Annotated in this window: 23 protein-coding genes; 10 read left to right on the plus strand and 13 right to left on the minus strand. The window is 65.2% G+C overall.

The features are described 5' to 3' along the window. The first annotated feature begins 71 nt into the window (after positions 1 to 71). The 4 genes from EVC45_RS19115 (at position 72) to EVC45_RS19130 (ending at position 4361) form a co-directional block, all read left to right on the plus strand. A complete protein-coding gene (locus tag EVC45_RS19115) occupies positions 72 to 683 on the plus strand; it encodes a DUF4126 domain-containing protein (RefSeq protein WP_129959608.1) in 612 nt (203 codons plus the stop codon). 101 nt (positions 684 to 784) lie between these two features. After that, positions 785 to 3274, plus strand: coding sequence for an ABC transporter permease (locus tag EVC45_RS19120; RefSeq protein WP_129959725.1), 2490 nt, complete (start codon positions 785 to 787; stop codon positions 3272 to 3274). A gap of 36 nt (positions 3275 to 3310) precedes the next feature. After that, positions 3311 to 3724 carry a group II truncated hemoglobin gene (locus EVC45_RS19125; protein ID WP_129959610.1) on the plus strand — a complete coding sequence of 138 codons (414 nt, stop codon included), beginning with the start codon at positions 3311 to 3313 and terminating at the stop codon, positions 3722 to 3724. Next, positions 3717 to 4361 (plus strand): DUF924 family protein, encoded by a 645-nt coding sequence (locus EVC45_RS19130; protein ID WP_129959612.1) that lies wholly within the window; start codon positions 3717 to 3719, stop codon positions 4359 to 4361. The genes EVC45_RS19125 and EVC45_RS19130 overlap by 8 nt, the downstream gene beginning before the upstream one ends. Positions 4362 to 4415: 54 nt before the next feature. Here the strand turns inward: EVC45_RS19130 and EVC45_RS19135 are convergent, their stop codons facing one another. The 11 genes from EVC45_RS19135 to EVC45_RS19190 form a co-directional block, all read right to left on the minus strand. Next, on the minus strand, positions 4416 to 6467 hold the full coding sequence (locus tag EVC45_RS19135; RefSeq protein ID WP_129959614.1) for a glycosyltransferase family 39 protein: 2052 nt from the start codon (positions 6465 to 6467) through the stop codon (positions 4416 to 4418). A 274-nt stretch (positions 6468 to 6741) separates the two neighbouring features. Then, on the minus strand, positions 6742 to 7488 hold the full coding sequence (locus EVC45_RS19140) for an SDR family oxidoreductase (RefSeq protein WP_129959616.1): 747 nt from the start codon (positions 7486 to 7488) through the stop codon (positions 6742 to 6744). A 64-nt stretch (positions 7489 to 7552) separates the two neighbouring features. Further along, on the minus strand, positions 7553 to 8140 hold the full coding sequence (locus EVC45_RS19145; RefSeq protein ID WP_129959618.1) for a TIGR00730 family Rossman fold protein: 588 nt from the start codon (positions 8138 to 8140) through the stop codon (positions 7553 to 7555). 2 nt (positions 8141 to 8142) lie between these two features. Then, on the minus strand, positions 8143 to 8868 hold the full coding sequence (locus EVC45_RS19150; protein ID WP_018419991.1) for a TetR/AcrR family transcriptional regulator: 726 nt from the start codon (positions 8866 to 8868) through the stop codon (positions 8143 to 8145). Positions 8869 to 9185: 317 nt separating this feature from the next. Continuing rightward, positions 9186 to 9881 (minus strand): diacylglycerol kinase, encoded by a 696-nt coding sequence (locus tag EVC45_RS19155; protein WP_129959620.1) that lies wholly within the window; start codon positions 9879 to 9881, stop codon positions 9186 to 9188. A gap of 22 nt (positions 9882 to 9903) precedes the next feature. Next, positions 9904 to 10935, minus strand: coding sequence for a glycosyltransferase family 1 protein (locus tag EVC45_RS19160; RefSeq protein WP_129959727.1), 1032 nt, complete (start codon positions 10933 to 10935; stop codon positions 9904 to 9906). A gap of 48 nt (positions 10936 to 10983) precedes the next feature. After that, positions 10984 to 11925, minus strand: coding sequence for a UDP-2,3-diacylglucosamine diphosphatase (locus EVC45_RS19165; protein ID WP_129959622.1), 942 nt, complete (start codon positions 11923 to 11925; stop codon positions 10984 to 10986). 836 nt (positions 11926 to 12761) lie between these two features. Further along, positions 12762 to 13286: an RDD family protein gene (locus EVC45_RS19175; RefSeq protein WP_129959626.1), complete on the minus strand. Its 525-nt coding sequence runs from the start codon at positions 13284 to 13286 to the stop codon at positions 12762 to 12764. Between the two features lie 21 nt (positions 13287 to 13307). Next, complete coding sequence (locus EVC45_RS19180) at positions 13308 to 14075, minus strand: DUF3106 domain-containing protein (protein ID WP_129959628.1); 768 nt, start codon at positions 14073 to 14075, stop codon at positions 13308 to 13310. A 16-nt stretch (positions 14076 to 14091) separates the two neighbouring features. Beyond that, positions 14092 to 14523 (minus strand): DUF3619 family protein, encoded by a 432-nt coding sequence (locus tag EVC45_RS19185; RefSeq protein WP_129959630.1) that lies wholly within the window; start codon positions 14521 to 14523, stop codon positions 14092 to 14094. Continuing rightward, positions 14520 to 15083: an RNA polymerase sigma factor gene (locus EVC45_RS19190; RefSeq protein ID WP_129959729.1), complete on the minus strand. Its 564-nt coding sequence runs from the start codon at positions 15081 to 15083 to the stop codon at positions 14520 to 14522. Before EVC45_RS19190 ends, EVC45_RS19185 begins: the two co-directional genes overlap by 4 nt. A 357-nt stretch (positions 15084 to 15440) precedes the next feature. On the opposite strand from EVC45_RS19190, the gene EVC45_RS19195 reads away from it, so the two are divergent. The 6 genes from EVC45_RS19195 (at position 15441) to EVC45_RS19220 (ending at position 22523) form a co-directional block, all read left to right on the plus strand. Beyond that, positions 15441 to 17204, plus strand: a complete 1764-nt coding sequence (locus EVC45_RS19195; protein ID WP_129959632.1) for an acetolactate synthase 3 catalytic subunit — start codon at positions 15441 to 15443, stop codon at positions 17202 to 17204. A gap of 124 nt (positions 17205 to 17328) precedes the next feature. Next, complete coding sequence (gene ilvN / locus EVC45_RS19200) at positions 17329 to 17820, plus strand: acetolactate synthase small subunit (protein WP_008920618.1); 492 nt, start codon at positions 17329 to 17331, stop codon at positions 17818 to 17820. Positions 17821 to 17925: 105 nt separating this feature from the next. Next, positions 17926 to 18942, plus strand: coding sequence for a ketol-acid reductoisomerase (gene ilvC, locus EVC45_RS19205; RefSeq protein ID WP_075296448.1), 1017 nt, complete (start codon positions 17926 to 17928; stop codon positions 18940 to 18942). A gap of 132 nt (positions 18943 to 19074) precedes the next feature. Then, positions 19075 to 19713, plus strand: a complete 639-nt coding sequence (locus EVC45_RS19210; RefSeq protein WP_129959634.1) for a phosphatidylserine decarboxylase — start codon at positions 19075 to 19077, stop codon at positions 19711 to 19713. A 24-nt stretch (positions 19714 to 19737) separates the two neighbouring features. Then, complete coding sequence (gene pssA / locus EVC45_RS19215) at positions 19738 to 20607, plus strand: CDP-diacylglycerol--serine O-phosphatidyltransferase (RefSeq protein ID WP_129959636.1); 870 nt, start codon at positions 19738 to 19740, stop codon at positions 20605 to 20607. Between the two features lie 368 nt (positions 20608 to 20975). After that, positions 20976 to 22523 carry a 2-isopropylmalate synthase gene (locus tag EVC45_RS19220; RefSeq protein WP_129959638.1) on the plus strand — a complete coding sequence of 516 codons (1548 nt, stop codon included), beginning with the start codon at positions 20976 to 20978 and terminating at the stop codon, positions 22521 to 22523. A gap of 105 nt (positions 22524 to 22628) precedes the next feature. On the opposite strand, the gene EVC45_RS19225 is transcribed toward EVC45_RS19220, so the two are convergent. Both EVC45_RS19225 and EVC45_RS19230 read right to left on the minus strand, forming a co-directional pair. Then, positions 22629 to 24191, minus strand: coding sequence for a SulP family inorganic anion transporter (locus EVC45_RS19225; protein WP_129959640.1), 1563 nt, complete (start codon positions 24189 to 24191; stop codon positions 22629 to 22631). A gap of 101 nt (positions 24192 to 24292) precedes the next feature. After that, complete coding sequence (locus EVC45_RS19230) at positions 24293 to 24928, minus strand: carbonic anhydrase (protein ID WP_129959642.1); 636 nt, start codon at positions 24926 to 24928, stop codon at positions 24293 to 24295. Positions 24929 to 25084: the final 156 nt, after the last annotated feature.

Below are 25084 nucleotides of genomic sequence, written 5' to 3' on the forward strand. Positions count from 1 at the left end.
CGGCTTCGGCGCGGAACGCCCGCTCGTACCCGCCGCGGCGCCCGGCACGCACAAAGCGCGTGGAGGCGGCCATGCTTGAATCACTTTCGCTTGCAGCGGGCCTTTCGTGGGGCAGCGGTCTGCGCCTCTACCTGACGGTCCTGCTGGCCGGCGTGTTCGAACGTCTGGGCCTGATTCATTTGCCGAACACGTTGTCCGCGCTGTCGTCGCCATGGGTGATCGGCGCCGCGGCGGTGCTGACGCTGGCCGAATTTCTCGCCGACAAGATCCCCGCGTTCGATTCGCTGTGGGACGCGATCCATACCTTCATCCGCATTCCGGCCGGCGCCGTGTTGGCCGCCGGCGCGCTCGGCCACGCCGATCCGGCGTTGCTGACCGTCGCCGCGCTCGCGGGCGGCACGCTCGCCGGCACCGCGCATCTGACGAAGGCGGGCACCCGCGCGCTGATCAATCTGTCGCCGGAGCCGGTGTCGAACGTCGTCACGTCGACCGCCGAGGACGGCCTTGTCACCGGCGGCGTGCTGCTCTCGCTGTTCGCGCCGCTCGCGTTTCTGGTCTTGATGGTAGGCTTTCTGCTGCTCGCGGCATGGGCGTTGCCGCGATTGTGGCGCGGCGTGCAGGGCGGTTTCCGCGGCATGGCCACGCACATGGTGTCGCGATTTGCGAGGAGCAGGCACGATTGAGCGAAGCACTACCAGGATCCGACGCGGGTTCAAGAACGCGCGCCGACACGAGACCGGCGCGTCGGCTCGGCGGCATCGATCTGGTGCGCCAGGCCATGCGGATGACGGCGCGCGACTGGCGCGCGGGCGAACTGACGATGCTGCTGCTCGCGCTCGTGCTGGCGGTCGCGGCGTTGTCGAGCGTCGGCTTTCTGGGCGATAGGCTGCATCAGGGGCTCGAGCGCGATGCGCGGCGCATGATCGCCGCCGACTTCATCGTGCGCGCCGATCATCCGGTCGACCCGCAATTCGCCGCCGAGGCGCATGCCTTGGGCCTGCGCACCGCCACCACGGCGATCTTTCCCAGCATGATCAATTCGACCGGCGCGCAGCCGGCGTCGCGGCTCGCCGCCGTCAAGGCGGTGTCGACGGGTTATCCGTTGCGCGGCGCGTTGCGCATCGCGGCGGCACCGGGTGCGGCCGATCATCCGGCGACCTCGATTCCGGCGCCGGGCACCGTGTGGGTCGACCAGGAATTGCTCGACGCGCTGAAGCTGAAGATCGGCGATGCGGTGAAGGTCGGCAGTCGCAACTTCACGGTCGCCGCGCTGATCACGCGCGAACTCGATCGCGGCTTCTCGTTCGTCAACTTTTCGCCGCGTCTGATGCTGCGCGCCGACGACGTGCAGTCGACCGGCCTGATCGCGTACGGCAGCCGCGTCACGTACCGGCTGCTGGTCGCCGGTTCAGACGACACGGTCGCGCGCTTCGCGCGGTTCGCGCATGACCACGTCGACGGCGGCAAGATGCGCGGCGTCGCGCTCGAATCGCTGCAGGACGGCCAGCCGCAGGTGCGTCAGACGCTCGATCGCGCGGGGCACTTCCTGACGCTCGTATCGCTGTTGACCGCGCTGCTCGCGGCGGTCGCGATCGCGATGGCCGCGCACCGCTACATGCGCCGGCATCTCGACGGCTGCGCGGCGATGCGCTGCCTGGGCGTGAGCCATGCCGCGCTGCGCGCGCTGTTCACGCTCGAATTCGTCGGGCTCGGCGGGCTCGGCGGCGTGCTCGGCGTGGCGCTCGGCTACCTCGGCCATCTCGCGCTGCTGACATGGCTCGGCGGCCTGATCGACGTGGTGCTGCCGCAGCCGACGCCGTGGCCCGCGCTCGAAGGCGTCGCGGCCGGCCTCGTGCTGCTGCTCGGCTTCGCGCTGCCGCCGCTGTTGCCGCTCACGCGCGTGCCGCCGGTGCGCGTGCTGCGGCGTGAATGGGGCGAGGAGGGACGCACCGCTTGGGCCGCCTACGCGTTCGGCATCGTACTGTTCGCGGGGCTGCTGATTCTCGCCGCCGGCGAGTTGAAGCTCGGCGGCATCGTTGCGGGCGGCTTCGCGGGCGGGCTGCTGGTATTCGCCGGCATCGCGCGGCTCGCGTTGTGGGGCGCGGCGCGCGTGGTGCGCAGCGAGCGTGTCAATGCGGGCATCGGCTGGCGCTATGCGCTCGCGTCGCTCGAGCGGCGCAGCAGCACCAGCGCGCTGCAGATCACCGCGCTCGGCATCGGCCTGATGTGCCTGCTGCTGATCGCGATGACGCGCAACGACCTCGTGCAGGGCTGGCGCAAATCGACGCCGCCCGATGCGCCCAACGAGTTCATCATCGACATCCAGCCCGATCAGCGCGACGCGGTCACGCAGTATCTGGATTCGCACGGCATCGCCGGCGCGGCGCTGTCGCCGATGGTGCGCGGGCGGCTCGTCGCGATCAACGGCAAGGCTGTCAACCCGGACTCGTTCAAGGGCGAGGACGCGCGGCGACTGGTGGACCGCGAATTCAACCTGTCGTACACGACGCAGTTGCCCGACGACAACCGGATCGCCGCGGGCAGCTGGTTCGGCGATACGACGAAGCCGCAGATCTCGATCGAGCAGGGTCTCGCGAAGCTGATCAACGTGAAGCCCGGCGACGTGCTGCGCTTCGACGTGACGGGCCTCACGGTCGAGGCGCCGGTCACGAGCGTGCGCAAGCTCGACTGGGGGTCGTTCAAGGTCAACTTCTTCGTGCTGATGCCGCCGGTCTCGCTGCAGGATTTTCCGGCGACGTTCATTACGAGCTTCCATCTGCCGGCGGACAAACAGTCGACGATCGACAGCCTGATCGCCGCGTATCCCAATCTGACCGCGATCGATACCGGTCCGATCCTCGCGCAGGTGCAGCGCGTGTTGCAGCAGGTGATCGGCGCGGTGCAGTTCCTGTTCGCGTTCACGCTCGCGGCCGGCGTGCTGGTGCTGTACGCGGCGCTCGCCGGCACGCGCGACGAGCGTATGCGAGAATCCGCGCTGCTGCGCGCGCTGGGCGCATCGCATCGTCAGGTGCGCTCGGTGCAGGTGGCCGAATTCGTCGCGGTCGGCGCGCTGGCCGGCCTGATGGCGGCGGTCGGCGCGCAGATCGTCGGCTCGATGCTGGCCACGCACGTGTTCGAGTTCTATCTGGACTTCGATCCGTGGCTGCTGCCTGCGGGCATAGCCGCCGGGGTCGCCTGTGCGGGCGTCGGCGGATGGCTGAGTCTGCGGCATGTGTTGGCGCGGCCCGCGCTGCAATCGCTGCGCGACGCGTGAGTTTTCTTTCCGATCTTTTTTGTTGTTGAGCAGGGTATGAGCGATTTGAACGACGAAGCGTCCTCGGACAAGCCGACGGCCTTCGAACTGGTGGGCGGCGAGGCGCGCGTGCGCGAACTGGTCGACCGGTTTTACGACCTGATGGATCTCGAGGCGGATTTCGCCGGGATTCGCTCGCTGCATCCGGCGTCGCTCGAAGGTTCGCGCGACAAGCTGTTCTGGTTTTTGTGCGGCTGGCTCGGTGGCCCCGATCACTACATCAGCCGCTTTGGCCATCCACGTCTGCGCGCGCGGCATCTGCCGTTCGCGATCGCGTCGAGCGAGCGCGACCAGTGGCTCAGGTGCATGGCGTGGGCGATGGAGGATGTCGGCTTGCCCGAGCCGCTGCGCGAGCGCCTGCTCGGCTCGTTCTTCGAAACCGCCGACTGGATGCGCAACCGCAATGGCTGACCTGCCGCAGCACGCCACACCGGCGCCGTACTCGCTCGAAGCCGACCGTGCGGCGCTCGCACCGCGGGCGCGCGAGATTCTCGACTGCTGGTTCGGCGCGCCGGGCACCGCGGAGCACGGCACGGAACGCAAGCTCTGGTTCAAGCGCGACGACGCCTTCGATACGATGCTGCGCGAGCGTTTCGGCGATCTGATCGATGCGGCGTACGCGGGTGAGCTCGACGCGTGGCAGGCCACGCCATTGGGCGCGTTGGCGCTCGTCATCGTGCTGGACCAGTTTTCGCGTAACTGCCACCGACATACGGCGCGCGCCTTCGCGACCGACGGCAAGGCGCTGCAAACCGCGCAACGGATGATCGCGAGCGGCGCCGATCGGTTGTTGCCGGACGTACACCATCGCGCGTTCGCGTATTTGCCGTTCGAGCACGATGAAACGCTCGCGAGCCAGCAGGAGTCGCTGCGTCTGTTCAAACAGCTCGATCAGGAGCCGGGCGGCGAGGGCTACTATCAATACGCGCTGCTGCACGCGAAAGTGATCGAGCGGTTTGGCCGCTATCCACATCGCAACGTTTGGCTCGGGCGTGAATCGAGCGACGAGGAGATCGCGTTTCTGCGCGAGCCTGGTTCGTCGTTCTGAATCAACGCGGACGCGCGCGGGCGGCACTCGGCCGGCGCGGCGCGTTGCGCGGCGCTACTCGTCGCCTTGCGTCTTGCCCGCCACCGGCGTGCGCACGAATACGCGCAACAGCTCATCCGAATCGCCCGGCCGCGCGCCGGACCAGAACAGCCGCCATTCGCCGGCCGGCGGCCGCGCTTTGTCGCGGCGGCTTTCCTGGATCAGCCACGTGCAGGCGGTGGTGCGCGGATCTTCGCTCGGCTGATGCACGATGCCCGTGTAGTAGAAGAGCATCGGCGCTTCGGATTCGCCGAGTCCGGAGCTCGCCATGCAGTCGCCGTCGTTCCATTCGATATTCATCTTCTCGCCGAGGTCCCGGAACACCGAGCGGTAGCTCTTCGCGTAGTCGAGCCACGGCAGCAGCAGCGTGCTGACGAGCCCCCAGGCGAGCATCGCGCCCGCGCACCAGCTGAGCGCGCCGCGCCATTTGCCTGCGTGCTTGAACGACGGCAGCAGCCACAGCCAGCCGATCGTCAGCAGCAGCGCGCCGACGATCAGCGCGGGCGAGATCGGCAGCACCCAGTCGAGCGGCAGCCAGCGGCCGAGCAGATGCAGCGATGCACGGTTGCTCGCGGGGCTCGTCATGGTCGACCAGACGATCCACACGAGCGCGGCCGCGCTGCCGAACAGCACGCGGCTCGTCATGTCCCAGCCGGTATGCAGGCGCGCCGGCAAGCGTTCGACGCCCTGCATCGCGACCAGCGCGAGCGGCGCGATGAACGGCAGGATGTACAGCTCGCGGACCGTCGCCGAGCTTTGCAGCACCGCGAAACCGATGCCCGCGAACAGCAGCGGCAACGCGACGCGCGGATCGCGCCAGCGCCGCCATGCACCCCCTGCGAGCGCGGCCAGCGCGAGCGGCACGACCGGAAAGCCGACGCTCAGCACGGTGCGCAGCACGAACAGGCGGCTCTCGTTTTCGGAGCCGAGCTCGGCGACCGAAAAACCGAAGAAGCGCCCGACGTTGTTGTCCCACAGCCAGACCTTGAAGAGTGCCTCGGAGCGCAGGTAGAAGCAGATCGGCCAGATCAGCGCGAACGGCGCGCAGACGAGCGCGGCGACGCAGAGCGCGCCGGCGAAGCTGCGGCTGCGGCATGCGGGATAGAGCAGCAGCGCCGCGCAGGTGGTGGCGCCGAACACGAGCGGTACGAACAGGCCCTTGGCGAGCAGCGACACGCCGATGCCCGCGCCGAACATCGTCGCGCCGCTGATGATCGCGTTGCGCCGCTCGCGGGCATCGAGTGGTTTGCCTTGTGTCGCCGGTTGCGCATACAGCGGAAAATACGACGCGGCGCGCGGGTCGTCGCGAAGATGCACGAGCACGAGTTCGAATAGTCCGCAAAAGCCGAGCGCGGCGCCGCCCATCAGCGCGACGTCGGTCATCATGTCGTGCACGTGTTTGACGACGACCAGCGTGCCGCCGAACAGCGCGAGCGTGCCGATCACGCGCAGGTCGAACCAGCTCGACGCAGCGACCGCGCGACGCGCGACTCGCGCGGTGTAGTACACCGTCAGGCCCGCGAACAGCGCGCTCGCGAGCCGTGCCGCGTCGTGCAGCGGCAGATAGCGGCCGAACATCCACGCGAAGCCGGCGGCGACCCAGTCGTAGATCGGCGGCTTTTCGACGAAGGGCTGACCGGCATTGGTCGGCACGACGAGGTCGCCGGTATCGAGCATGTGCTGGATGATGCCGAACGTGTAGGTTTCGTCCTGCTTCCACGGCTCGTGGCCGAGAATGCCAGGCATCAGCCACGCGCACAGGATCGCCAGCGCGACCAGCCACAGCAGTGGGCGGATCGCCGCGAGCGCGCGCCAACGCTGCAGGCCGCGCGTGGCGCGGTCTGCGGAAACGGGGGAGCCCGGCGCGTGAGCGGAGTCGGCGTTGTAGATCGCCGGTGCCGAAGCTGCGGTGTCCCCGATGGCTGGCTGGGTCTGCGGGCCGCTAAATGGGCCCGCTCTGCTGGCGGAAAGCGCGGCCTGATGCCCGCCGCCTGCGGGAGCGGAGGAGCTCGAGGCCGTCGCGTAGGCATCGTGCGTGCGCCAGCGCGCGGACTGCTTGTCTTGCATGGAAGTCTCTGGTCATCGTACGCGGCGGCGTTGGCCTCGTACTTATGTTTTGCTTACATTGGTTGCGGATGCATAGGATTCGCATGATTGTAGCGCCGCATTATTACTGAAGATTACAGGTGAAGAGAGGCGCGCGCAGTTGATGCGCGGCTGTGCCGGTTTCATGACGGATCGACGGCGATTCGCGGCGGCAGAGGAGAGAGGGGAATACGCTGAAAACGGCGCGGCCGTGGCGGGCCGCGCCTGGCGTTCAAGACTTGGTGGCGACATGCGCTCAGCGGCCGCCGGCGACGTCGAACAGCGCGCCCGTTACATACGACGATGCATCGCTGAGCAGCCACACGATGGCCTCGGCGACTTCGTCGGCGCGGCCGGGGCGGCCGAGCGGCGTGGTCACGCCCAGCTGCGCGGCGCGCTCGGGCTTGCCGCCGCTCGCATGGATCTCAGTATCGATCAGGCCCGGACGCACCGCATTCACGCGCACGCCCTGCGGGCCGAGCTCTTTCGCGAGGCCGAGCGTCATCGTGTCGATTGCGCCTTTCGAGCCCGCATAATCGACGTATTCGTTCGGCGAACCGAGCCGCGCCGCCGCCGACGAAACATTGACGATGGCGCCGCCCTTGCCGCCGCGCTCGGTCGACATGCGCCGCGCCGCTTCGCGCGCGCACAGATACGCGCCGAGCACGTTGACGTCGAACACGCGCTTCAGACGCGCGAAGTCCATGTCGGCGAGCTGGCTCGACGGCGCGACGATGCCGGCGTTGTTGACGAGCGCATCGATGCCGCCGAAGCTTTGCTGCAGCGTATCGAACATGGCGATCACGTCGGCTTCGTTCGCGACATCACCGGCGATCGGCACGGCGCGGCCGCCCGCGTGTTCGACCTCGGCGACCGTCTGCTGCGCGGCGGCGATATCACGCACGTAGTTCACGCCGACGCACCAGCCGCGCGCGCCCAGCAGCCGCGCGGTGGCGCGGCCGATGCCGCGGCTGCCGCCGGTAATCAGAACAGCTTTCGTCATCGCATCCTCATGGTTGGGGTGATGCGCGCGCGGCGCGCCGCGCTCGGGTTCGGCGGACAGGGGGTTAAATCGCGTCGCTTTGCACCGCCGCCCATTTGTCGCGCGCGGGCGGCGCGTAGCGTTGCAGCTTGCCGATCAGCGTGGCCGGATCGGCGTCGATCTGCAGCATGTCGAGATAGGTCTTGCGCAAGAAGCCTTCGTCGATCGTGTGCTGAAGCAGGTGGATCAGCGGCTCGTAGAAGCCGCCGGTGTTCAGGAGTGCAACCGGTTTGCCGTGGTAGCCCAACTGCGCCCACGTGAAGACCTCGAACAGCTCCTCGAGCGTGCCCGCGCCGCCCGGCATCGCGACGAACGCGTCGGCCAGCTCGGCCATCATCTTCTTGCGATGATGCATGTCGGGCACCACGTGCAGCTCCGTCAGGCCGTTATGACCCACTTCCTTGCTGACCAGCAGCTCGGGAATCACGCCGACCGCGCGGCCGCCTTCGGCCATCACGGTATCGGCGATCACGCCCATCAACCCCACCTTGCCGCCGCCGTAGACGAGCGCGAGATCGGCCTCGACCAGCGCGCGGCCGAACGCGCGCGCCGCCTGCGCATACAACGGTTTGGCCCCCATCGAGGAGCCGCAATAGACACACACCGACTTCATGCTCAACTGTCCTTCGATTCGTTGCGAGGCGCGGCGCCTTCACGCGGCGGCAGGTAGTCGTAGAACTCGCGCTTGGGCAGCGTGCCCGATACGAGGTCGTCGAACAGCTGCCGCGAGCGGCCGCGCAGGTAGGGCGCCATCAGCGAGACGATCTGCACGCTCACCTGATGCAGCTCCTCGCGGATCGCTTCCTGCTCGTTGTATTTGCGCGGATTCATCACGAACTGATAGGACAGCCAGTAGGTGCCGATCACGCCCACGTTGGTCGCGATCACCTGCATTTCCTGCGGCGTCGCGACCATTTCGCCATCGGCGACGAGCTGCTCGCAGAACTGGCTCGCGAAGCGCACCTTGTGACTGATGATCTGCTTGAAGTGCGTCTCGAGCGTGCGGTTACGGGCGAGCAGGTCGTTCAGGTCGCGGTACAGGAAGCGGTAGCGCCACGTGAAATCGACCATGTACTGCAGATACGACCACATTTCGTCGATGGTCGCGCGATGGTCGTCGGGGAAACGCAGACGCTTTTCGATCTCCTGCTCGAACTGGCTGAAGATGCTGTTGATGATGTCGTCTTTGTTGCGGAAGTGGTAGTACAGGTTGCCTGGACTGATTTCCATTTCCTCGGCGATCGTCGTCGTCGTGACGTTCGGCTCGCCGATTTCGTTGAATAGCTTCAACGACAGTTCGAGAATCCGTTCGCGCGTGCGGCGGGGAGGTTTGGCTTCCATGTCGTCCGGCCCTGGTTATGCCGGGCTGATCGCGCGGCGGCGTGCCGCTGCTGCGTGTTCCACCCGGATGCGGTTGGTATTTTGAGCTCTCCCGAACCCGCTGCGATGCGGCGGGCCCCCCGAAAGGGCAGGATGACGCGAGGCGCGGCAACGACTGCGCGAGCGGTTTTCCTGTGAGACCGTCAAACGATTATAAACCGAGCGTTCTAATACCCAACCGGCTGTGCGGATTTTCATTCCGGCGGAGGTGCCGGCGCGAGCGCGTTGGCCGCGCATGGAGCGTGCGCCGATACGCGCGCTTCAACCCGCGTCGAACCTCAAAGCCACGCGCGAATCCAGCCGACCACTAGCGGCCCGACGATCAACCCCCACGTCATCAGACACATGCCGAGCGCGACCATCACGGCCGCGCTGCCGAGATCTTTCGCGCGGCGCGACAGCTCGTGACGCTCGAGCGAGATCCGGTCGATTGCCGCCTCGACGCTCGAATTGAGCAGCTCGACGATCAGCACGAGCAGCACCGAGCCGAGCAGCAGCACGCGCGACACGGGGTCGACGGGCACCACGAGGCCGCACGGGATCAGGATCGCGGCCAGCGTGAGTTCCTGCCGGAACGCGCTCTCCTCGCGAATCGCGACGCGAAAACCGGCCAGCGAGTTTTTCATCGCGTGCCATGCTCGCGTGAGGCCGCGGTTGCCTTTATAGGGGTTGAAAGGCAGCGGGGCGAGCGGGTCGTCGGGGCTGAGCGGCTCGTGGGGGGCGTCGCGAGTTGAGTCGCGAGTCGACTCGCGATGGGTGTCGTGGGTGGCGTCGTGTTGCGCGCCGCCCGCGACGTTGGCGCCGCCGTTCATGGTTCTCGCGCCGTTCACGCGATGCGCGGTATCCGCATGCTCGGCCACACCCGGCTCGCGGACGTCGTCGAACGGTTCGATGCTCGTGGTGTCGCTGGTGGACTCGACGGCGCGCAGTGCGCCGTTCGACGCGCCTTCGGCGCTGGATCGACTGCTTCGCATGGATAGCTCCGCGCGCGCCGCATCACGCGGCGGCGCTTTCCTCACGATACGCCGGGCCGCGCAGCGGCTTCAGATGCGCGGCGAATTGTGCGGACGCCGCCGCCCACGAGAAGCGCTCGGCCCACGCGCGCGCATGCGATCGATCGATCTTCAGTGCTTCGAGACAGGCTTCGCGCAGCTCCTCGTGCATCGCACCGGCGCCGCCGTCGCCGAGCACGTCGATCGGACCGGTGACCGGATAGGCGGCCACCGGCGTGCCGCATGCGAGCGCTTCGAGCAGCACGAGCCCGAACGTGTCGGTGCGGCTCGGAAACACGAAGACGTCGGCGGCCGCGTAGACCTTCGCGAGCTCGGCCTGCGACAGCACGCCCAGATAGTTGACCTGCGGATAGCGCGACTTCAGTTCGGCGAGCGCCGGACCTTCACCCGCGACCCACTTCGAGCCGGGCAGATCGAGCTGCAGGAATGCCTCGACGTTCTTCTCGACCGCCACGCGTCCCACGTACAGGAAGATCGGCCGCGCGCTGTTGAGCACCTTCGAGTCCATCGGACGGAAGATCTCGAGATCGACGCCGCGCGTCCATAGCACGACGTTGGTGAAGCCGAACTTTTCGAGGTCCTGCTTGACGACGGGCGTCGGCGCCATCACCGCGAGCGACGGCCCATGGAACCAGTGCAGAAATTTGTAGGTGGCCGCGAGCGGGATGCGAAAGCGCGCCTGCACGTACTCGGGAAAGCGCGTGTGATACGCGGTCGTGAACGGCAGTTTGTGCTTCAGCGCATACGCGCGCGCGGCCATGCCGAGCGGACCTTCGGTCGCGATGTGCAACGCGTCGGGCGCGAAACGGTCGATACGCTCGTGCAGCCGGCGGCGCGGCAGCAGCGACAGGCGAATCTCCGGATACGTCGGGCACGGAATGGTGCGGAATTCGAGCGGCGTCAGCAGATCGACCTGATGGCCGAGCGCGGTGAGTTCGCGCCGGGTGTTCTTCAGCGTGCGCACGACGCCGTTGACTTGCGGCTCCCATGCGTCGGTGACGATCATGATCTTCATCGCGTTGTTCATCGCTGCGGGCCCTTTGGAATTGAAGAGTGGAACTGCTCAGGCAGTGGCGCGGGCTTTTTGCGTGCCCGCCTGGGGCGCGCGCAGCGCGGTCCAGAAGATCACCTTGAGCTCGCCTTCATAGGTCTCGACGAGCGCCGACAGACTCTCGACCCAATCGCCGTCGTTGCAATAGAGCACGCCGTCGATCTCGCGCATCTCGGCCTTGTGGATGTGCCCGCAGACGACGCCGTCGCAACCGCGGCGACGCGCTTCGTCGGTCATCACGCGTTCGAACGACGAGATGAAGTTGACCGCGTTCTTGACCTGATGCTTCAGGTATTGCGACAGCGACCAGTACGGGAAGCCGAGCTTGCTGCGGATGCGGTTGAACCAGCGGTTCAGCACAAGGATCATCGTGTACAGCGTGTCGCCGAGGTAGGCGAGCCACTTCGCGTGCTGGATCACGCCGTCGAACAGATCGCCGTGCACGATCCACAGGCGCTTGCCGGCGAGCGTCGTGTGGAACGCTTCGCCGCGCACGTGAATGTCGCCGAACGCGAGGTCGCAGAACTGGCGCGCGGCTTCGTCGTGATTGCCGGGCACGTAGATGACCTGGGTGCCTTTGCGCGCTTTGCGCAGCACTTTCTGCACGACGTCGTTGTGCGCCTGCGGCCAGTACCAGCCTTTCTTCAACTGCCAGCCGTCGATGATGTCGCCGACGAGGTACAGGTACTCCGATTCGTTGTGGCGCAGGAAGTCGAGCAGATAACCTGCCTGGCAGCCGCTCGAACCGAGGTGGATATCCGAGAGCCAGATCGTGCGATAGCGGTGCGGATTGTCGTGGCCGTCGTCGTGATGGTCGGCGTTGGCATCGAGAGATGGCGTCGCCGGCAGCGGCAGGCCGTGATGAGTAGAACCCGGGGCGGGCCGGAACGCGACGGAGTCGACGCTCGGACCGGTTTGACGAAACAGGGAAGTCGCGGACGTATTTGGGTCCATGGCTCACGCGTCGAGTGGCGGTGCCCGTATTGGGCCGGGCGCGCGTGACTTCGGCGTGACAGTCATGAGAAGTTCTTATTACCAAGGGGCCTTGGTGGGGCCTGTTTTTTCGTTGTTCTGGCTTGGTTGGCCTTTCCTTGCTGGGTTGTCGGGCTATTGGCGTTGCCCTTGGGCAGGGCGGCGCCTCTTTTTTGTCTGTGTTCCTGCGGCGTTGGCCTTTCCTTGTTTTGTTATCGGTCTATTGGCGTTGCCCCTGTGCGGGGCGGCACCTACTTTCTTTGCTGCTGCAAAGAAAGTAGGCAAAGAAGACAGCTCAAACCGCCAGCTCATAAGTGGGTCCCGTGGTCCGCATGAGGCAGTGGTGCATCTGGAATCCGTGCCCCCGCACATTCCCCGTTCGTGACCAGGCCATCATCCCTCCCACTCCGCACTGCGTGGGTCGCGGACGGGTCCGCGAGGGAAACCAGTGATTTGGCCCGCGCAGCGGGGGCCGTCGGCTACGCCTCGGCGATGCGCCGGAACAACCGATGGTTTTTGAACGGGGATTCGGCGCGCGTAGCGCCGCCGGAGGAATGACGGCCTTGTCACGGGTGCTGAATGTGCGGGAGCACGGATTCCAGATGCACCACTACCTCGCGCAGACCGAGGGACCCGCTTAAGAGTTAGCGGTTTGAGCTGTCTTCCTTGCCTACTTTCTTTGCAGCAGCAAAGAAAGTAGGTGCCGCCCCGCACAGGGGCAACGCTAATAGACCCATAAGACAACAAGGAAAGGCCAAGAAAGCCGGAACAACGAAAGGAGCCCGACCCGGCCCAAGGGGGCCAACAACCCCGCGCGCTCAGCGCACAACCGTTACCACCCGCGTGCCCGCAAGCCGGTCATGCAAAAACTGCCGCTGCGGATCCAAACGCCCACTAGCGGCCCACGCCACGAACCAGACACCCGCGATAACGAGCGTCTGCGGCACCCGCAACCCAAGCATCGGATGCAACGCCAGCGGCGGCAAAAACCACAACCAGGCGAGCACATACCGCCCAATCGCGCGCCCACCAGAAATCGGCGCGCCATCAGCGCCAACAACCCGTAACCGCCAGGTTTTCATCGGCAGCGTCTGGCCGCCGTGGGTCCAGAACCAGACGAAATACACGCCAACCACGAGGCCGATCCAGGCGGCTAGCAGGTTGTGATGCGCAAGCCCGTTGCGCTGCTGCGTAAGCGTGCTGAACAGATAACCGGCGAGAAACACGACGCCGAACAGAATAACTGCTTCGTACAGCAATGCCGCCAGCCGCCGCCGGACGGTGGGCGCCGTGCCGCCAGGTACGGCGGCGGGCAGAGCAGGGGGGACGAGCGGCTGGGCCATGTAACGGGCTCGGGATCGGAATCAGGAGCCGTGGAAGATCGCCGGCGCCTCGGCTGGCGACACCGGCACCGGCGTCGCCGGCACGAAGCTGCCCGCCGCCGGAATCGCGGGCGGCGCCGGCAGCGAGGCCGCGGCCGGCGCGGAGGCAGCCGGCGCGGCGCTCGCCGCCGCGGTAGCGCTGGCACCGTGCTCGCGCGCGTTCACAAGGCGGTCGATGCCCCTGATCTCGTTGCGAGCCGACGGCGGCGCGCTGACGACGCTGGGGCGGCGCTTGTGCTCGCTCGCGGCGAGCCGCTCCTTCGTTTCTTCGGGCAGCTGCTGGTACGCTTTCCACGCGTTCTGGCGAGCTTCGCGCGGCAACTCCTTCGAAACCTGGTAGTTCTCTCGCGCGACACGGCGCTGATCGGGCGTCATCCGCACCCATTCGCTCATGCGCTCATGCAGACGTTTTTGCGCATCCGGCGACATCTTTGCGTATCGCGACGCGATCTTGATCCATTTGCGCTTGCGTTCGTCGCTAAACGAATCCCACTGGGATTCGAATGGCGCGAGCGCGACATGATCAGCCGCACTCAGGCGCGACCATGCGAGCGGGCTGTTGCTGCCCGGCAGGCCGGGCAAATCGACGGAAAGTGCGGGAGCGGGCGTGGGCGCGGCGACGTTGACGCCGGGCGACGGATTGCCCACCGACGATGGGCTCGGATGAAAGCGCGGATAGGTCGCGACAAACGACACCAGGGCCGCGATCGTGCATCCGAAAACAACGGCCAGGCCGCGCTTGTAACTCACCCGAGGAATCTCCCGCTCAGTGGGCGCGTGAAAGATACGCGTTGAAGCCGTGGTCGAGATAGGCATTGAGCGGCAGGTCGTCGCTTAGCATGGCGGCATCGATATCGGCGAGCTCGGCGGTGCGCTGGTGGTCTTCCCAGTAGGCGATGCCGATCAGGCTCACGACCAGCGCGGCGAGCGGCCACGCGAGCGCGAAGCGGCGCAGCGGCCAGCGGCGGCGCGGCTCGAGGCCTCCCTGTGGCAGCGCCGCCATCCCGGCCGGCATGCCGGCGAACGCGGGCACGAACACCGGCGCGGTGGCGGTTTCGGGCTTTTTGCGCGCCAACGCGGCGCGACGTGCAGCGGCGAGCCGGTCGACGGTGGCGGAAGGGAGGCTGGCGGTGTTTTCGTCGAGCGCGCGGCGCAGTTGACGCGCAAACTCGACTTCTGTGTTTTCGAGGGAGCTCATAGCGTAATTCCTTTCGCCTTGAGCGCTTGCGCGAGCGTGTGGGTGGCCCGGGAGCAGTGCGTTTTCACACTGCCTTCGGAGCAGCCCATTGCGGCGGCAGTCTCGGCGACATCCATATCCTCCCAATAACGCATGAGAAACGCCTCCCGTTGACGTGCCGGTAATTTCTGGATCTCGTCGTCGATCAACTGAAGGACCTGCTCGCGTTCGAGCTTCTGTTCGTTGCTCTCGGAGCCAGCCGAACCCGCCTCGGCCTCGAAGGTTTCCAGCGGATCGAATTCGTCGTCGTCGGCATTGCCGAGCGACGAGAACAGACTGACCCACGTATTGCGTACTTTGGCACGACGGAAATAGTCGTGCGTCGCATTCTGCAGAATACGCTGAAACAGCAGCGGTAGCTCTGCCGCCGGACGATCGCCGTATTTCTCGGCGAGCTTGATCATCGCGTCCTGCACGATGTCGAGGGACGCATCGTCGTCCCGCACGGCGTAGACCGTCTGCTTGAACGCGCGCCTTTCGACGCCCGCCAGAAAATCGGCGAGTTCCTTGTCTGATGCCATCCGTGTGGGGTCGGCGCAGCAAGCGTGCGCGTAATCGGTCGAAAAATGTCGTAAAACTCGGCGGATGCTAACAAACTTTTGCTCCGATAGGGGCGAAACCTGCGCGAGCTTGCATTTTTCTGACGGTTGACATTCCGTCCGATCGCCCGCTCCTACGCGCGAGCCGCTGGCAATATTTTCTTGACCGCGAGCGCGCCAGCAGCTATCGTCGCTGGTTCGCAACATAAGTGAGTTGTCTCAATTGAGGTGCGGCCCAAGAAGCCCGCCTGTCAACTGGACGCGCCGCTTGAACCCGAGTCACGAGCCCGGCAGAGAGCACCCGATCAATTTTTTGCCGAAAATTCGAAAGGTGAATCAATGAATATGCCCAGCGCGGAATTCTCCACGTCGGATACGACCCCCCATCACGAAGCAGACTCTATCGGCGCCACCGTGCTCATGAAGGCACTGGCCGACGAAGACGTCGAGTTCATCTGGGGCTATCCCGGCGGCTCGGTACTCTACATTTACGACGAGCTGTACAAGCAGGACAAGTTCGAGCACGTGCTCGTGCGCCACGAACAGGCCGCCGTGCATGCTGCCGACGCCTATGCCCGCTCCACCGGCAAGGTCGGCGTGTGTCTCGTGACCTCCGGCCCCGGCGTCACCAATGCGGTGACCGGCATCGCCACCGCCTATATGGATTCGATCCCGATGGTGGTGATCAGCGGCCAGGTGCCGACTGCCGCGATCGGTCAGGATGCATTCCAGGAATGCGACACGGTCGGCATCACGCGTCCCTGCGTGAAGCACAACTTCCTCGTGAAGGACGTGCGCGATCTCGCCGCCACCGTCAAGAAAGCTTTCTACATCGCCCGTACCGGCCGTCCCGGTCCGGTCCTGATCGACATTCCGAAGGACGTGTCGAAGGCACCGTGCCAATACGAGCCGATCAAGAGCGTGTCGCTGCGCTCGTACAACCCCGTCACGAAGGGCCACTCCGGTCAGATCCGCAAGGCGGTATCGCTGCTGCTGTCGGCGAAGCGCCCGTATATCTACACCGGCGGCGGCATCGTGCTCGCGGATGCGTCGCGTGAGCTGAACCAGTTTGTCGATCTGCTCGGCTATCCGGTCACCAACACGCTGATGGGTCTGGGCGGCTACCGCTCGAGCGACAAGAAATTCCTCGGCATGCTCGGCATGCACGGTACGTACGAAGCCAACATGGCGATGCAGCACTGCGACGTGCTGATCGCCATCGGCGCACGCTTTGACGACCGCGTGATCGGCGATCCGACTCACTTCGCGTCGCGGCCGCGCAAGATCATCCATATCGACATCGATCCTTCCTCCATTTCCAAGCGCGTCAAGGTCGACATTCCGATCGTCGGCGACGTGAAGGAAGTGCTGAAAGAACTGATCGAGCAGTTGCAGACGGCCGAGCATGGCCCCGACACCGCGGCGCTCGCCGACTGGTGGAAGGATATCGAAGGCTGGCGCTCGAAAGACTGCCTCAAGTTCGACCGCAAGAGCGAGATCATCAAGCCGCAGTACGTGGTCGAAAAGGCGTGGGAGCTGACCGACGGCAACGCGTTCGTCTGCTCCGACGTCGGCCAGCACCAGATGTGGGCCGCGCAGTTCTACAAGTTCAACAAGCCGCGTCGCTGGATCAACTCCGGTGGCCTCGGCACGATGGGCTTCGGCTTGCCGGCCGCGATGGGCGTGAAGATGGCCCATCCGGACGACGACGTGCTGTGCATCACGGGCGAAGGCTCGATCCAGATGTGCATTCAGGAGCTGTCGACCTGCAAGCAGTACGATCTGCCGATCAAGATCATTTCGCTGAATAACCGCTATCTGGGCATGGTGCGCCAGTGGCAGCAGATCGAATACAGCAAGCGCTATTCGCATTCGTACATGGATGCGCTGCCGGACTTCGTGAAGCTCGCCGAAGCGTACGGTCACGTGGGCATGCGCATCGAGCGCACGGCCGATGTGGAACCGGCGCTGAAGGAAGCGCTGCGCCTGAAGGATCGCACGGTGTTTCTCGACTTCCAGACCGACCCGACCGAAAACGTCTGGCCGATGGTTCAGGCCGGCAAGGGCATCACCGAGATGCTCATGGGTTCGGAAGATCTTTAACGACGGGGCGTTTGGTTAAATCCAGCGCTGGCTTCGTGATGCGCGCCTTCACAAAAGGCGAGGGCAGACGAAGCGGCGCCGCTCCGCTCGCAGACATCGACACTACATCTGGAAGAAGCGAAACATGAGACACATCATTTCCGTCCTGCTGGAAAACGAACCGGGCGCGCTGTCGCGCGTGGTGGGTCTGTTCTCGGCACGCGGCTACAACATTGAAACCTTGACGGTGGCTCCGACCGAAGACCGTTCGCTGTCGCGCATGACCATCGTCTCCGTTGGCTCGGACGACGTGATCGAACAGATCACGAAGCATCTGAACCGCCTGATCGAGGTGGTGAAAGTGGTCGACCTTACCGAGGGCGCCCACATCGAACGCGAGCTGATGCTGATCAAGGTGAGGGCGGTCGGCAAGGAACGTGAGGAGATGAAGCGGATGTCGGACATTTTCCGCGGCCGCATCATCGACGTCACCGAAAAGACCTACACGATCGAACTGACGGGGGCGAGCGACAAGCTCGACGCCTTCATCGAGGGGCTCGATTCCACGGCGATTCTCGAGACGGTCCGTACGGGCAGCTCGGGCATCGGTCGCGGCGAGCGCATTCTGAAGGTCTGACGTCACGATCGAAAGGCCGGGCAACGCGGCATCGCCCGGCCGGCAATAACAACATTCGCAGTATCTGAATTTCTCTGAATCATCGAATCTAGCCAAGGAACCGACATGAAAGTTTTCTACGACAAGGACGCCGATCTCTCCCTCATCAAGGGCAAGCAGGTCACCATCATCGGCTATGGCTCGCAAGGCCATGCGCACGCGCTGAACCTGAAGGAAAGCGGCGTGAACATCACGGTCGGTCTGCGCAAGGGCGGCGCATCGTGGAGCAAGGCTGAAAACGCTGGCCTGCAAGTGAAGGAAGTCGCGGAAGCGGTGAAGGGCGCGGACGTCGTCATGATGCTGCTGCCGGACGAGCAGATCGCCGACGTGTACGCGAAGGAAGTCCACGCAAACATCAAGCAGGGCGCCGCGCTCGCGTTCGCGCACGGCTTCAACGTTCACTACGGCCAGGTGATCCCGCGCGCCGACCTCGACGTGATCATGATCGCGCCGAAGGCACCGGGCCACACGGTTCGCGGCACGTACTCGCAAGGTGGCGGCGTGCCGCACCTGATCGCGGTTGCGCAAGACAAGTCGGGCGCGGCGCGCGACATCGCGCTGTCGTACGCAGCGGCTAACGGCGGCGGCCGTGCCGGCATCATCGAAACGAACTTCCGCGAAGAAACCGAAACCGACCTGTTCGGCGAGCAGGCCGTGCTGTGCGGCGGTACCGTCGATCTGATCAAGGCTGGCTTCGAAACGCTGGTCGAAGCGGGCTACGCGCCGGAAATGGCGTACTTCGAGTGCCTGCACGAACTGAAGCTGATCGTCGACCTGATCTACGAAGGCGGCATCGCGAACATGAACTACTCGATCTCGAACAACGCCGAGTACGGCGAGTACGTGACGGGTCCGCGCATCGTGACCGCTGAAACGAAGAAGGCGATGAAGGCCGTGCTGACCGACATCCAGACCGGCGAATACGCGAAGAGCTTCATCCTCGAGAACAAGGCTGGCGCGCCGACGCTGCAATCGCGTCGCCGTCTGACGGCCGAGCACCAGATCGAGCAAGTTGGCTCGAAGCTGCGCGCGATGATGCCGTGGATCGCGAAGAACAAGCTCGTCGACCAGTCGAAGAACTAAGCGTCTCGACGTAACGAGGTCCGGCGCGGCGCTTCGGCGCGGCGGCCGGGCCAGTCAAAAAGCCGTCCAAGGGTGCTGAACCCTGGGCGGCTTTTGCTATCCTACGGTTTTACAAAAACACAGAAGCCATCCATGAATTACCCTCATCCGATCATCGCGCGAGAAGGCTGGCCGTTTATCGCCATCGCGGCCGTCGTTGCATTACTGGTTCACGCCTTCGCGGGGTTCGGCATTGCGTGGCTCTTCTGGCTGATCCTGATCTTCGTCGTGCAGTTCTTCCGTGATCCGGCGCGTCCGATTCCGACCCAGGCCAACGCGGTACTGTGTCCCGCCGACGGTCGCATCGTCGCGGTGGAAACCGCGCATGACCCTTATGCGAATCGTGAAGCGCTGAAGATCAGCGTGTTCATGAACGTGTTCAACGTGCACTCGCAGCGCTCGCCGGTCGACGGCGCGATCTCGAAGGTCGAATACTTCCCCGGCGCATATCTGAACGCGGCGGTCGATAAGGCCTCGCTCGAAAACGAGCGCAATGCGGTCGTCATCGAAATGGCCGGCGGCCAGACGGTCACGTCGGTGCAGATTGCCGGCCTGATCGCGCGGCGCATTCTTTGCTACGTCCGTGCAGGCGAGCCGTTGACCCGCGGCCAGCGTTACGGTTTCATCCGCTTCGGTTCGCGCGTCGACGTGTATCTGCCGGTGGGCAGCCGTCCGCGCGTGTCGATCGGCGAGAAGGTGTCGGCGTCGTCCACGATCCTCGCCGAGCTGTAAAGCGGCATACAGGAGGTTGTCCGAATGGCCGCATTCAAACCGCGTCGACCCCGCACCAGCGGACCCCTGCCGCGTCCGTTTCGCCGCAACAAGCCGGTGGTCACGGAGTCGCCGGTCGCCGACAGCCGGCGCGCGCAGCGTCAGCAGTTCCTCAGAAAACGCGGCATCTACCTGCTGCCGAACGCGTTTACCACGGCCGCGCTGTTCTGCGGCTTCTTCGCCGTCGTGCAGGCGATGAACGTGCGCTTCGAGATCGCGGCGATCGCGATCTTCGTCGCGATGGTGCTCGATGGCATGGACGGCCGCGTCGCGCGCATGACGCATACGCAAAGCGCGTTCGGCGAGCAGTTCGATAGCCTGTCGGACATGGTGTCGTTCGGTGTCGCGCCGGCGCTCGTGATGTACGAGTGGATCCTGAAAGACCTCGGCCGATGGGGCTGGCTCGCGGCGTTCGTCTATTGCTCGGGCGCGGCGCTGCGGCTCGCGCGTTTCAATACGAACATCGGCGTAGTCGACAAGCGTTTTTTCCAGGGCATGCCGAGTCCGGCCGCGGCGGCGCTGATCGCCGGATTCGTGTGGCTCGCCACCGACAACCGCGTGCCGCTGAAGCTCGTCTGGCTGCCGTGGGTCGCGTTCGTGCTGACCATCTATGCGGGCGTGACGATGGTGTCGAACGCGCCTTTCTATAGCGGCAAGGCGCTCGACGTACGGCATCGCGTGCCGTTCGGCGTGATCCTGCTGGTGGTGGTCGCGTTCGTGCTCGTGTCGTCCGATCCGCCGTTGATGCTGTTCGGTCTATTCGTGCTGTACGGTCTGTCCGGCTACGTGTTCTGGGCGTATCAGGCGGTGCGCGGCAGGGCCAATCCGGCGCGTTCGATGTCGCACGACCGTTGACGATTTGAGCCGCGCTGCATCGCAGCGATGTACGAAAAACGGCAGCCCACGGGCTGCCGTTTTTCGTTGGTGCGTGCCATTACGAGGTCGCTTCGGACCGCGCCCCAGGCCGACCCGGCGTGCATTGCGCGGTGGCTGGAATGCCGCTATAGTCGTCGGATCAGTGCGTTGGCGTGGCCGATTTTGCCGGGTCGCCGAGACCGTTCGCTGCGCCGCGCCAACATGCTTCGTTCACGCCTTTATGCCTTTTTGCGTTCCGTCCGCACCGGCCGCGATCATCGCGATCGCCCTACCTCGCCAGCGGCGGCGCCCACCGTCCCATTCCAACACCAAGTCCCACATCTGAACGACTCCCGAGGAGGCCCGACATGTCCGACAAACTGATCATTTTCGACACCACGCTGCGTGACGGCGAGCAATCGCCCGGCGCGTCGATGACGAAGGAAGAGAAGATCCGCATCGCCAGGCAACTCGAGCGGATGAGAGTCGACGTGATCGAAGCGGGCTTCGCGGCCAGCTCGAACGGCGACTTCGACGCGATCCATACGATCGCGGGCCTCGTGAAGGACAGCACGATCTGCTCGCTTGCGCGCGCGAACGACAAGGACATTCAGAAGGCCGCCGACGCGCTGAAACCGGCCGACCATTTCCGCATCCACACGTTTATCGCGACGTCGCCGCTGCACATGGAGAAGAAACTGCGGATGACGCCCGAGCAGGTATTCGAGCAGGCCAAGCTGGCGGTGCGTTTCGCGCGCAAGTTCACCGACGACGTCGAATTCTCGCCGGAAGACGGCAGCCGCTCGGATATGGACTTCCTGTGCCGCGTGCTGGAAGCGGTGATCGCCGAAGGCGCGACCACGATTAACATCGCCGACACGGTCGGCTACGGCGTGCCGGAGCTCTATGGCCAACTCGTGAAAACGCTGCGCGAGCGCATTCCGAACTCGCACAAGGCGGTGTTCTCCGTGCATTGCCACAACGACCTCGGCATGGCGGTCGCGAATTCGCTCGCCGGCGTGCAGATTGGCGGTGCGCGCCAGGTCGAATGCACGATCAACGGTCTCGGCGAGCGCGCGGGCAATACGTCGCTCGAAGAGATCGTGATGGCGGTGAAGACCCGCAAGGATTACTTCGGACTCGACGTCGGCCTCGATACGACGCAGATCGTGCCGGCTTCGAAGCTCGTGTCGCAGATCACCGGCTTCGTCGTGCAACCGAACAAGGCCGTGGTCGGCGCGAACGCCTTTGCTCACGCATCGGGCATCCACCAGGACGGCGTGCTGAAGGCGCGCGACACCTACGAAATCATGCGCGCGGAAGACGTGGGCTGGACCGCGAACAAGATCGTGCTGGGCAAGCTGTCGGGCCGCAACGCGTTCAAGCAGCGTCTGCAGGAACTCGGCATCGCGCTGGACAGCGAAGCCGAACTGAATGCCGCGTTCGCGCGCTTCAAGGAACTCGCCGACCGCAAGGCGGAGATCTTCGACGAAGACATCATCGCGATCGTCAACGAGGAATCGGCGGAAGCGCACGAGAAGGAGCACTACAAGTTTCTGTCGATGTCGCAGCATTCGGAAACCGGCGAGCCGCCGCACGCGAAGGTCGTGTTCTCGGTAGAGGGTAAAGAGATCACCGGCGAAGCGCGCGGCAACGGCCCGGTCGACGCCACCCTCAATGCGATCGAAACGGAAGTGGGCAGCGGCTCCGAACTGCTGCTGTACTCGGTCAACGCGATTACGACCGGCACGCAGGCGCAGGGCGAAGTGACCGTGCGGCTGTCGAAGGCCGGGCGCATCGTCAACGGAACAGGCACGGATCCGGATATCGTCGCGGCGTCCGCGAAGGCGTATTTCTCGGCGCTCAACAAGCTCTACTCGAATGCGGACAAGCTGAATCCGCAACGCTCGGAGTAGCGCGCAAGCTCGACTGTGGATCGAAAGGAGAAGCCCCGCTGTGGCTGACACGCGGGGCTTTTTTTCGCCTTCATCGCGCATGGGCGGTGGCGAGATGCTGCGGAACTACTCCGCCGTCGGGCGCCGCAGCGACCAGCCGCGAGTTGCGCGCGCCTGCTCCCGGACCTGATACCTGACGTCGACGCTGATCTCGCGGCGGGGCGCATCGGCGGCGAACGCGTCCAGCAGCTCGCGCACGTCGTGATCGACAAAATCGGCGCGTGTTGCGTCGACGATCACGGTGGCGCCATCCGGAATCTGCTGCAGATAGTGCTTGAGCGGCACCTTGCCGAGAAACGACACGTCCTTGCGAAACGACAGCAGGTAGTGATCGCCATGCTGCGCGAGCACGATCGGGCCGCGCAGGTTTGCGTATAGCGCAAACAGCATGCTGCACAGGATGCCGAGCACGATACCGATCAGCAGATCGGTGACGAGCACACCGACGAGTGTGACGACGAACGGCGCGAACGGCGCGAATCCCTGCCGCGCGAGCCCGGCGAACAACGACGGCTTGGCGAGTTTGAACCCGGTGAAGATCAGGATCGCGCCCAGGCAGGCGAGCGGAATCAGGTTGATCACGCTCGTGAGCGCGAACACGCTGACGAGAAGCAGCACGCCGTGAACGATTGCCGAGAGCCGGCTTTTTGCGCCGGCATGCACGTTCGCGGAGCTCCGCACGATCACCGCGGTGATCGGCAGGCCGCCGATCGCACCCGCGATCAGATTGCCCACCCCCTGCGCCTTCAGTTCGCGATCGGGAGGCGCGCGGCGGCGCTCCGGATCGATCTGCTCGACCGCTTCGAGGCTCAGTAGCGTTTCGAGGCTGGCGACGATCGCGATCGTGATAGCAATGCGCCAAATGTCGGGATTGATGAGCTGGGCGAACCCTGGGCCGAAGTCGGCCGACGCGAGCGCGGCTTGCAGTGCCGCGAACGATTCGAGCGACGGCAACGCGACCCGTCGCTCGGCGGCCGGTGCGAGCGATGGCGCGACGAGATTCAGCGCGAGCGTCGCGCCGATGCCGAGCAGCACCACCGCGAGCGGCGCAGGCATGATCCGCACGACAGCGAAGCGGCGCAGCGCGCGCGTTTCCCAGCCGGCGAGTATCGCGAGCGACAGCAGCGTGATCAGCACGGCGGTCAGCGAGATCGCGCCGAACGGCGTTGCGACCACGGTCGCCGACTGGACGGCGTGATCGATGCCGGACAAGCCCAGCGCGACGGGAAACTGCTTGAGGATCAGCAGCACGCCGATGGCCGCGAGCATTCCCTTGATCACCGGCGACGGCACGTAGGCGGCGAAGCGGCCGGCCTTGAGCATGCCGAAGCCGAACTGGATGACGCCCGACAGCAGTACGGCCAGCAGGAAAGCGGGAAAGCCGCCAAGCCGCGCGATGCCGTCGACGACGATCACGACGAGGCCCGCGGCCGGGCCACTAACGCTCAGGCGCGAGCCGCTCAGCGCGGCAACGACGAGCCCGCCTATGATGCCGGACACCAGCCCCGCGAACGGGTCGACGCCCGATGCGTGAGCGATGCCGAGGCAAAGCGGCAGGGCCACCAGGAAAACGGCCGTGCCGGCGAGCACGTCGCGCTGGAGTGCGGAGAAAGAGATTTGAGGATTCATGGTGTCGAAAAGCGAAAGGTGGGGCGCCGAACGGGGCGTGGCTCGAAGGCAAGTCCGCTTTGCGCTCGTCCGCGGTTCAAGTGGGGCGGCATCGCGCTTTGCTAGGCCGCGCTGTGCGCGGCGGTCGTGCAGGTCATCGCGTCGTCGGAGGTGTAGCCGGAGGTGAGAACCTTGATGCGTCCGTCGTCGAGCGCAAAGATCCAGCCGTGCACGAGCGGCGCCGGATCAGCCTCGCGCACGATCGGGCTCGCCCGCAACTGCCGCACCTGTTCGAGCACGTTCAGCTCGGCAAGGCGGTTGATGCGATCCGGCCCGGTTGCCGCGCCGTCCAGTTCCGCGTGATGCGTTTTCGCGAGTGCGCAGAGCGGCGCGATCCGCCGATTCACATGGGGCAGCGCCGGGTCCGGGGGCAGCAGCGCGGCGCGCACGCCACCGCAGCCATAGTGGCCGCAGACGATCACATGGCCGACCTTGAGCACGCGCACCGCGTATTCGAGGACGCTCGCGGCGTTGTCGTCTTCGGGATGAAACAGGTTGGCGATGTTGCGATGGACGAAAAGATCGCCGGGCTCGCAACGCGTGATCGTTTCGGCAGGCACGCGACTGTCCGCGCAGCCGATCCACAGAATGTGCGGGTTCTGTCCGCGCACGAGGTCGCGAAAAAATGCCGGATTGCCCGCCGCGGTTTCATGCGCCCACGCGACGTTGGCGACCAGCAGGTGTTTGGGTCGGTTCATCGTAGCAACTCCGTAGTAAAGGCAATTGACCAGGCATCCGACTGAGTCGCGACTGCGCGGTTGATCGCGAGCCGGTGCCCGAACGGGTGTTTACAATAACCTTTCTTTGGTCGGATGGTTGACGTAAACAGGATAAAATTCTTCCTTATGCTTTGA

The organism is Paraburkholderia sp. UYCP14C (assembly GCF_004197395.1).
Lineage (GTDB): Bacteria > Pseudomonadota > Gammaproteobacteria > Burkholderiales > Burkholderiaceae > Paraburkholderia.

Excerpts from the sequence above, each read along its gene's own strand:
- EVC45_RS19120 (WP_129959725.1), top strand. The coding sequence starts at position 785 with ATGACGGCGCGCGACTGGCGCGCGGGCGAACTGACGATGCTGCTGCTC.
- EVC45_RS19150 (WP_018419991.1), bottom strand. The coding sequence starts at position 8,868 with ATGGAAGCCAAACCTCCCCGCCGCACGCGCGAACGGATTCTCGAACTG.
- EVC45_RS19210 (WP_129959634.1), top strand. The coding sequence starts at position 19,075 with ATGAATTACCCTCATCCGATCATCGCGCGAGAAGGCTGGCCGTTTATC.
- EVC45_RS19230 (WP_129959642.1), bottom strand. The coding sequence starts at position 24,928 with ATGAACCGACCCAAACACCTGCTGGTCGCCAACGTCGCGTGGGCGCAT.
- EVC45_RS19125 (WP_129959610.1), top strand. The coding sequence starts at position 3,311 with ATGAGCGATTTGAACGACGAAGCGTCCTCGGACAAGCCGACGGCCTTC.
- EVC45_RS19140 (WP_129959616.1), bottom strand. The coding sequence starts at position 7,488 with ATGACGAAAGCTGTTCTGATTACCGGCGGCAGCCGCGGCATCGGCCGC.
- EVC45_RS19220 (WP_129959638.1), top strand. The coding sequence starts at position 20,976 with ATGTCCGACAAACTGATCATTTTCGACACCACGCTGCGTGACGGCGAG.
- EVC45_RS19115 (WP_129959608.1), top strand. The coding sequence starts at position 72 with ATGCTTGAATCACTTTCGCTTGCAGCGGGCCTTTCGTGGGGCAGCGGT.
- EVC45_RS19145 (WP_129959618.1), bottom strand. The coding sequence starts at position 8,140 with ATGAAGTCGGTGTGTGTCTATTGCGGCTCCTCGATGGGGGCCAAACCG.
- EVC45_RS19155 (WP_129959620.1), bottom strand. The coding sequence starts at position 9,881 with ATGCGAAGCAGTCGATCCAGCGCCGAAGGCGCGTCGAACGGCGCACTG.
- EVC45_RS19195 (WP_129959632.1), top strand. The coding sequence starts at position 15,441 with ATGAATATGCCCAGCGCGGAATTCTCCACGTCGGATACGACCCCCCAT.
- EVC45_RS19175 (WP_129959626.1), bottom strand. The coding sequence starts at position 13,286 with ATGGCCCAGCCGCTCGTCCCCCCTGCTCTGCCCGCCGCCGTACCTGGC.
- pssA (WP_129959636.1), top strand. The coding sequence starts at position 19,738 with ATGGCCGCATTCAAACCGCGTCGACCCCGCACCAGCGGACCCCTGCCG.
- EVC45_RS19185 (WP_129959630.1), bottom strand. The coding sequence starts at position 14,523 with ATGAGCTCCCTCGAAAACACAGAAGTCGAGTTTGCGCGTCAACTGCGC.
- ilvC (WP_075296448.1), top strand. The coding sequence starts at position 17,926 with ATGAAAGTTTTCTACGACAAGGACGCCGATCTCTCCCTCATCAAGGGC.
- EVC45_RS19165 (WP_129959622.1), bottom strand. The coding sequence starts at position 11,925 with ATGGACCCAAATACGTCCGCGACTTCCCTGTTTCGTCAAACCGGTCCG.
- EVC45_RS19135 (WP_129959614.1), bottom strand. The coding sequence starts at position 6,467 with ATGCAAGACAAGCAGTCCGCGCGCTGGCGCACGCACGATGCCTACGCG.
- EVC45_RS19160 (WP_129959727.1), bottom strand. The coding sequence starts at position 10,935 with ATGAAGATCATGATCGTCACCGACGCATGGGAGCCGCAAGTCAACGGC.
- ilvN (WP_008920618.1), top strand. The coding sequence starts at position 17,329 with ATGAGACACATCATTTCCGTCCTGCTGGAAAACGAACCGGGCGCGCTG.
- EVC45_RS19225 (WP_129959640.1), bottom strand. The coding sequence starts at position 24,191 with ATGAATCCTCAAATCTCTTTCTCCGCACTCCAGCGCGACGTGCTCGCC.
- EVC45_RS19130 (WP_129959612.1), top strand. The coding sequence starts at position 3,717 with ATGGCTGACCTGCCGCAGCACGCCACACCGGCGCCGTACTCGCTCGAA.
- EVC45_RS19190 (WP_129959729.1), bottom strand. The coding sequence starts at position 15,083 with ATGGCATCAGACAAGGAACTCGCCGATTTTCTGGCGGGCGTCGAAAGG.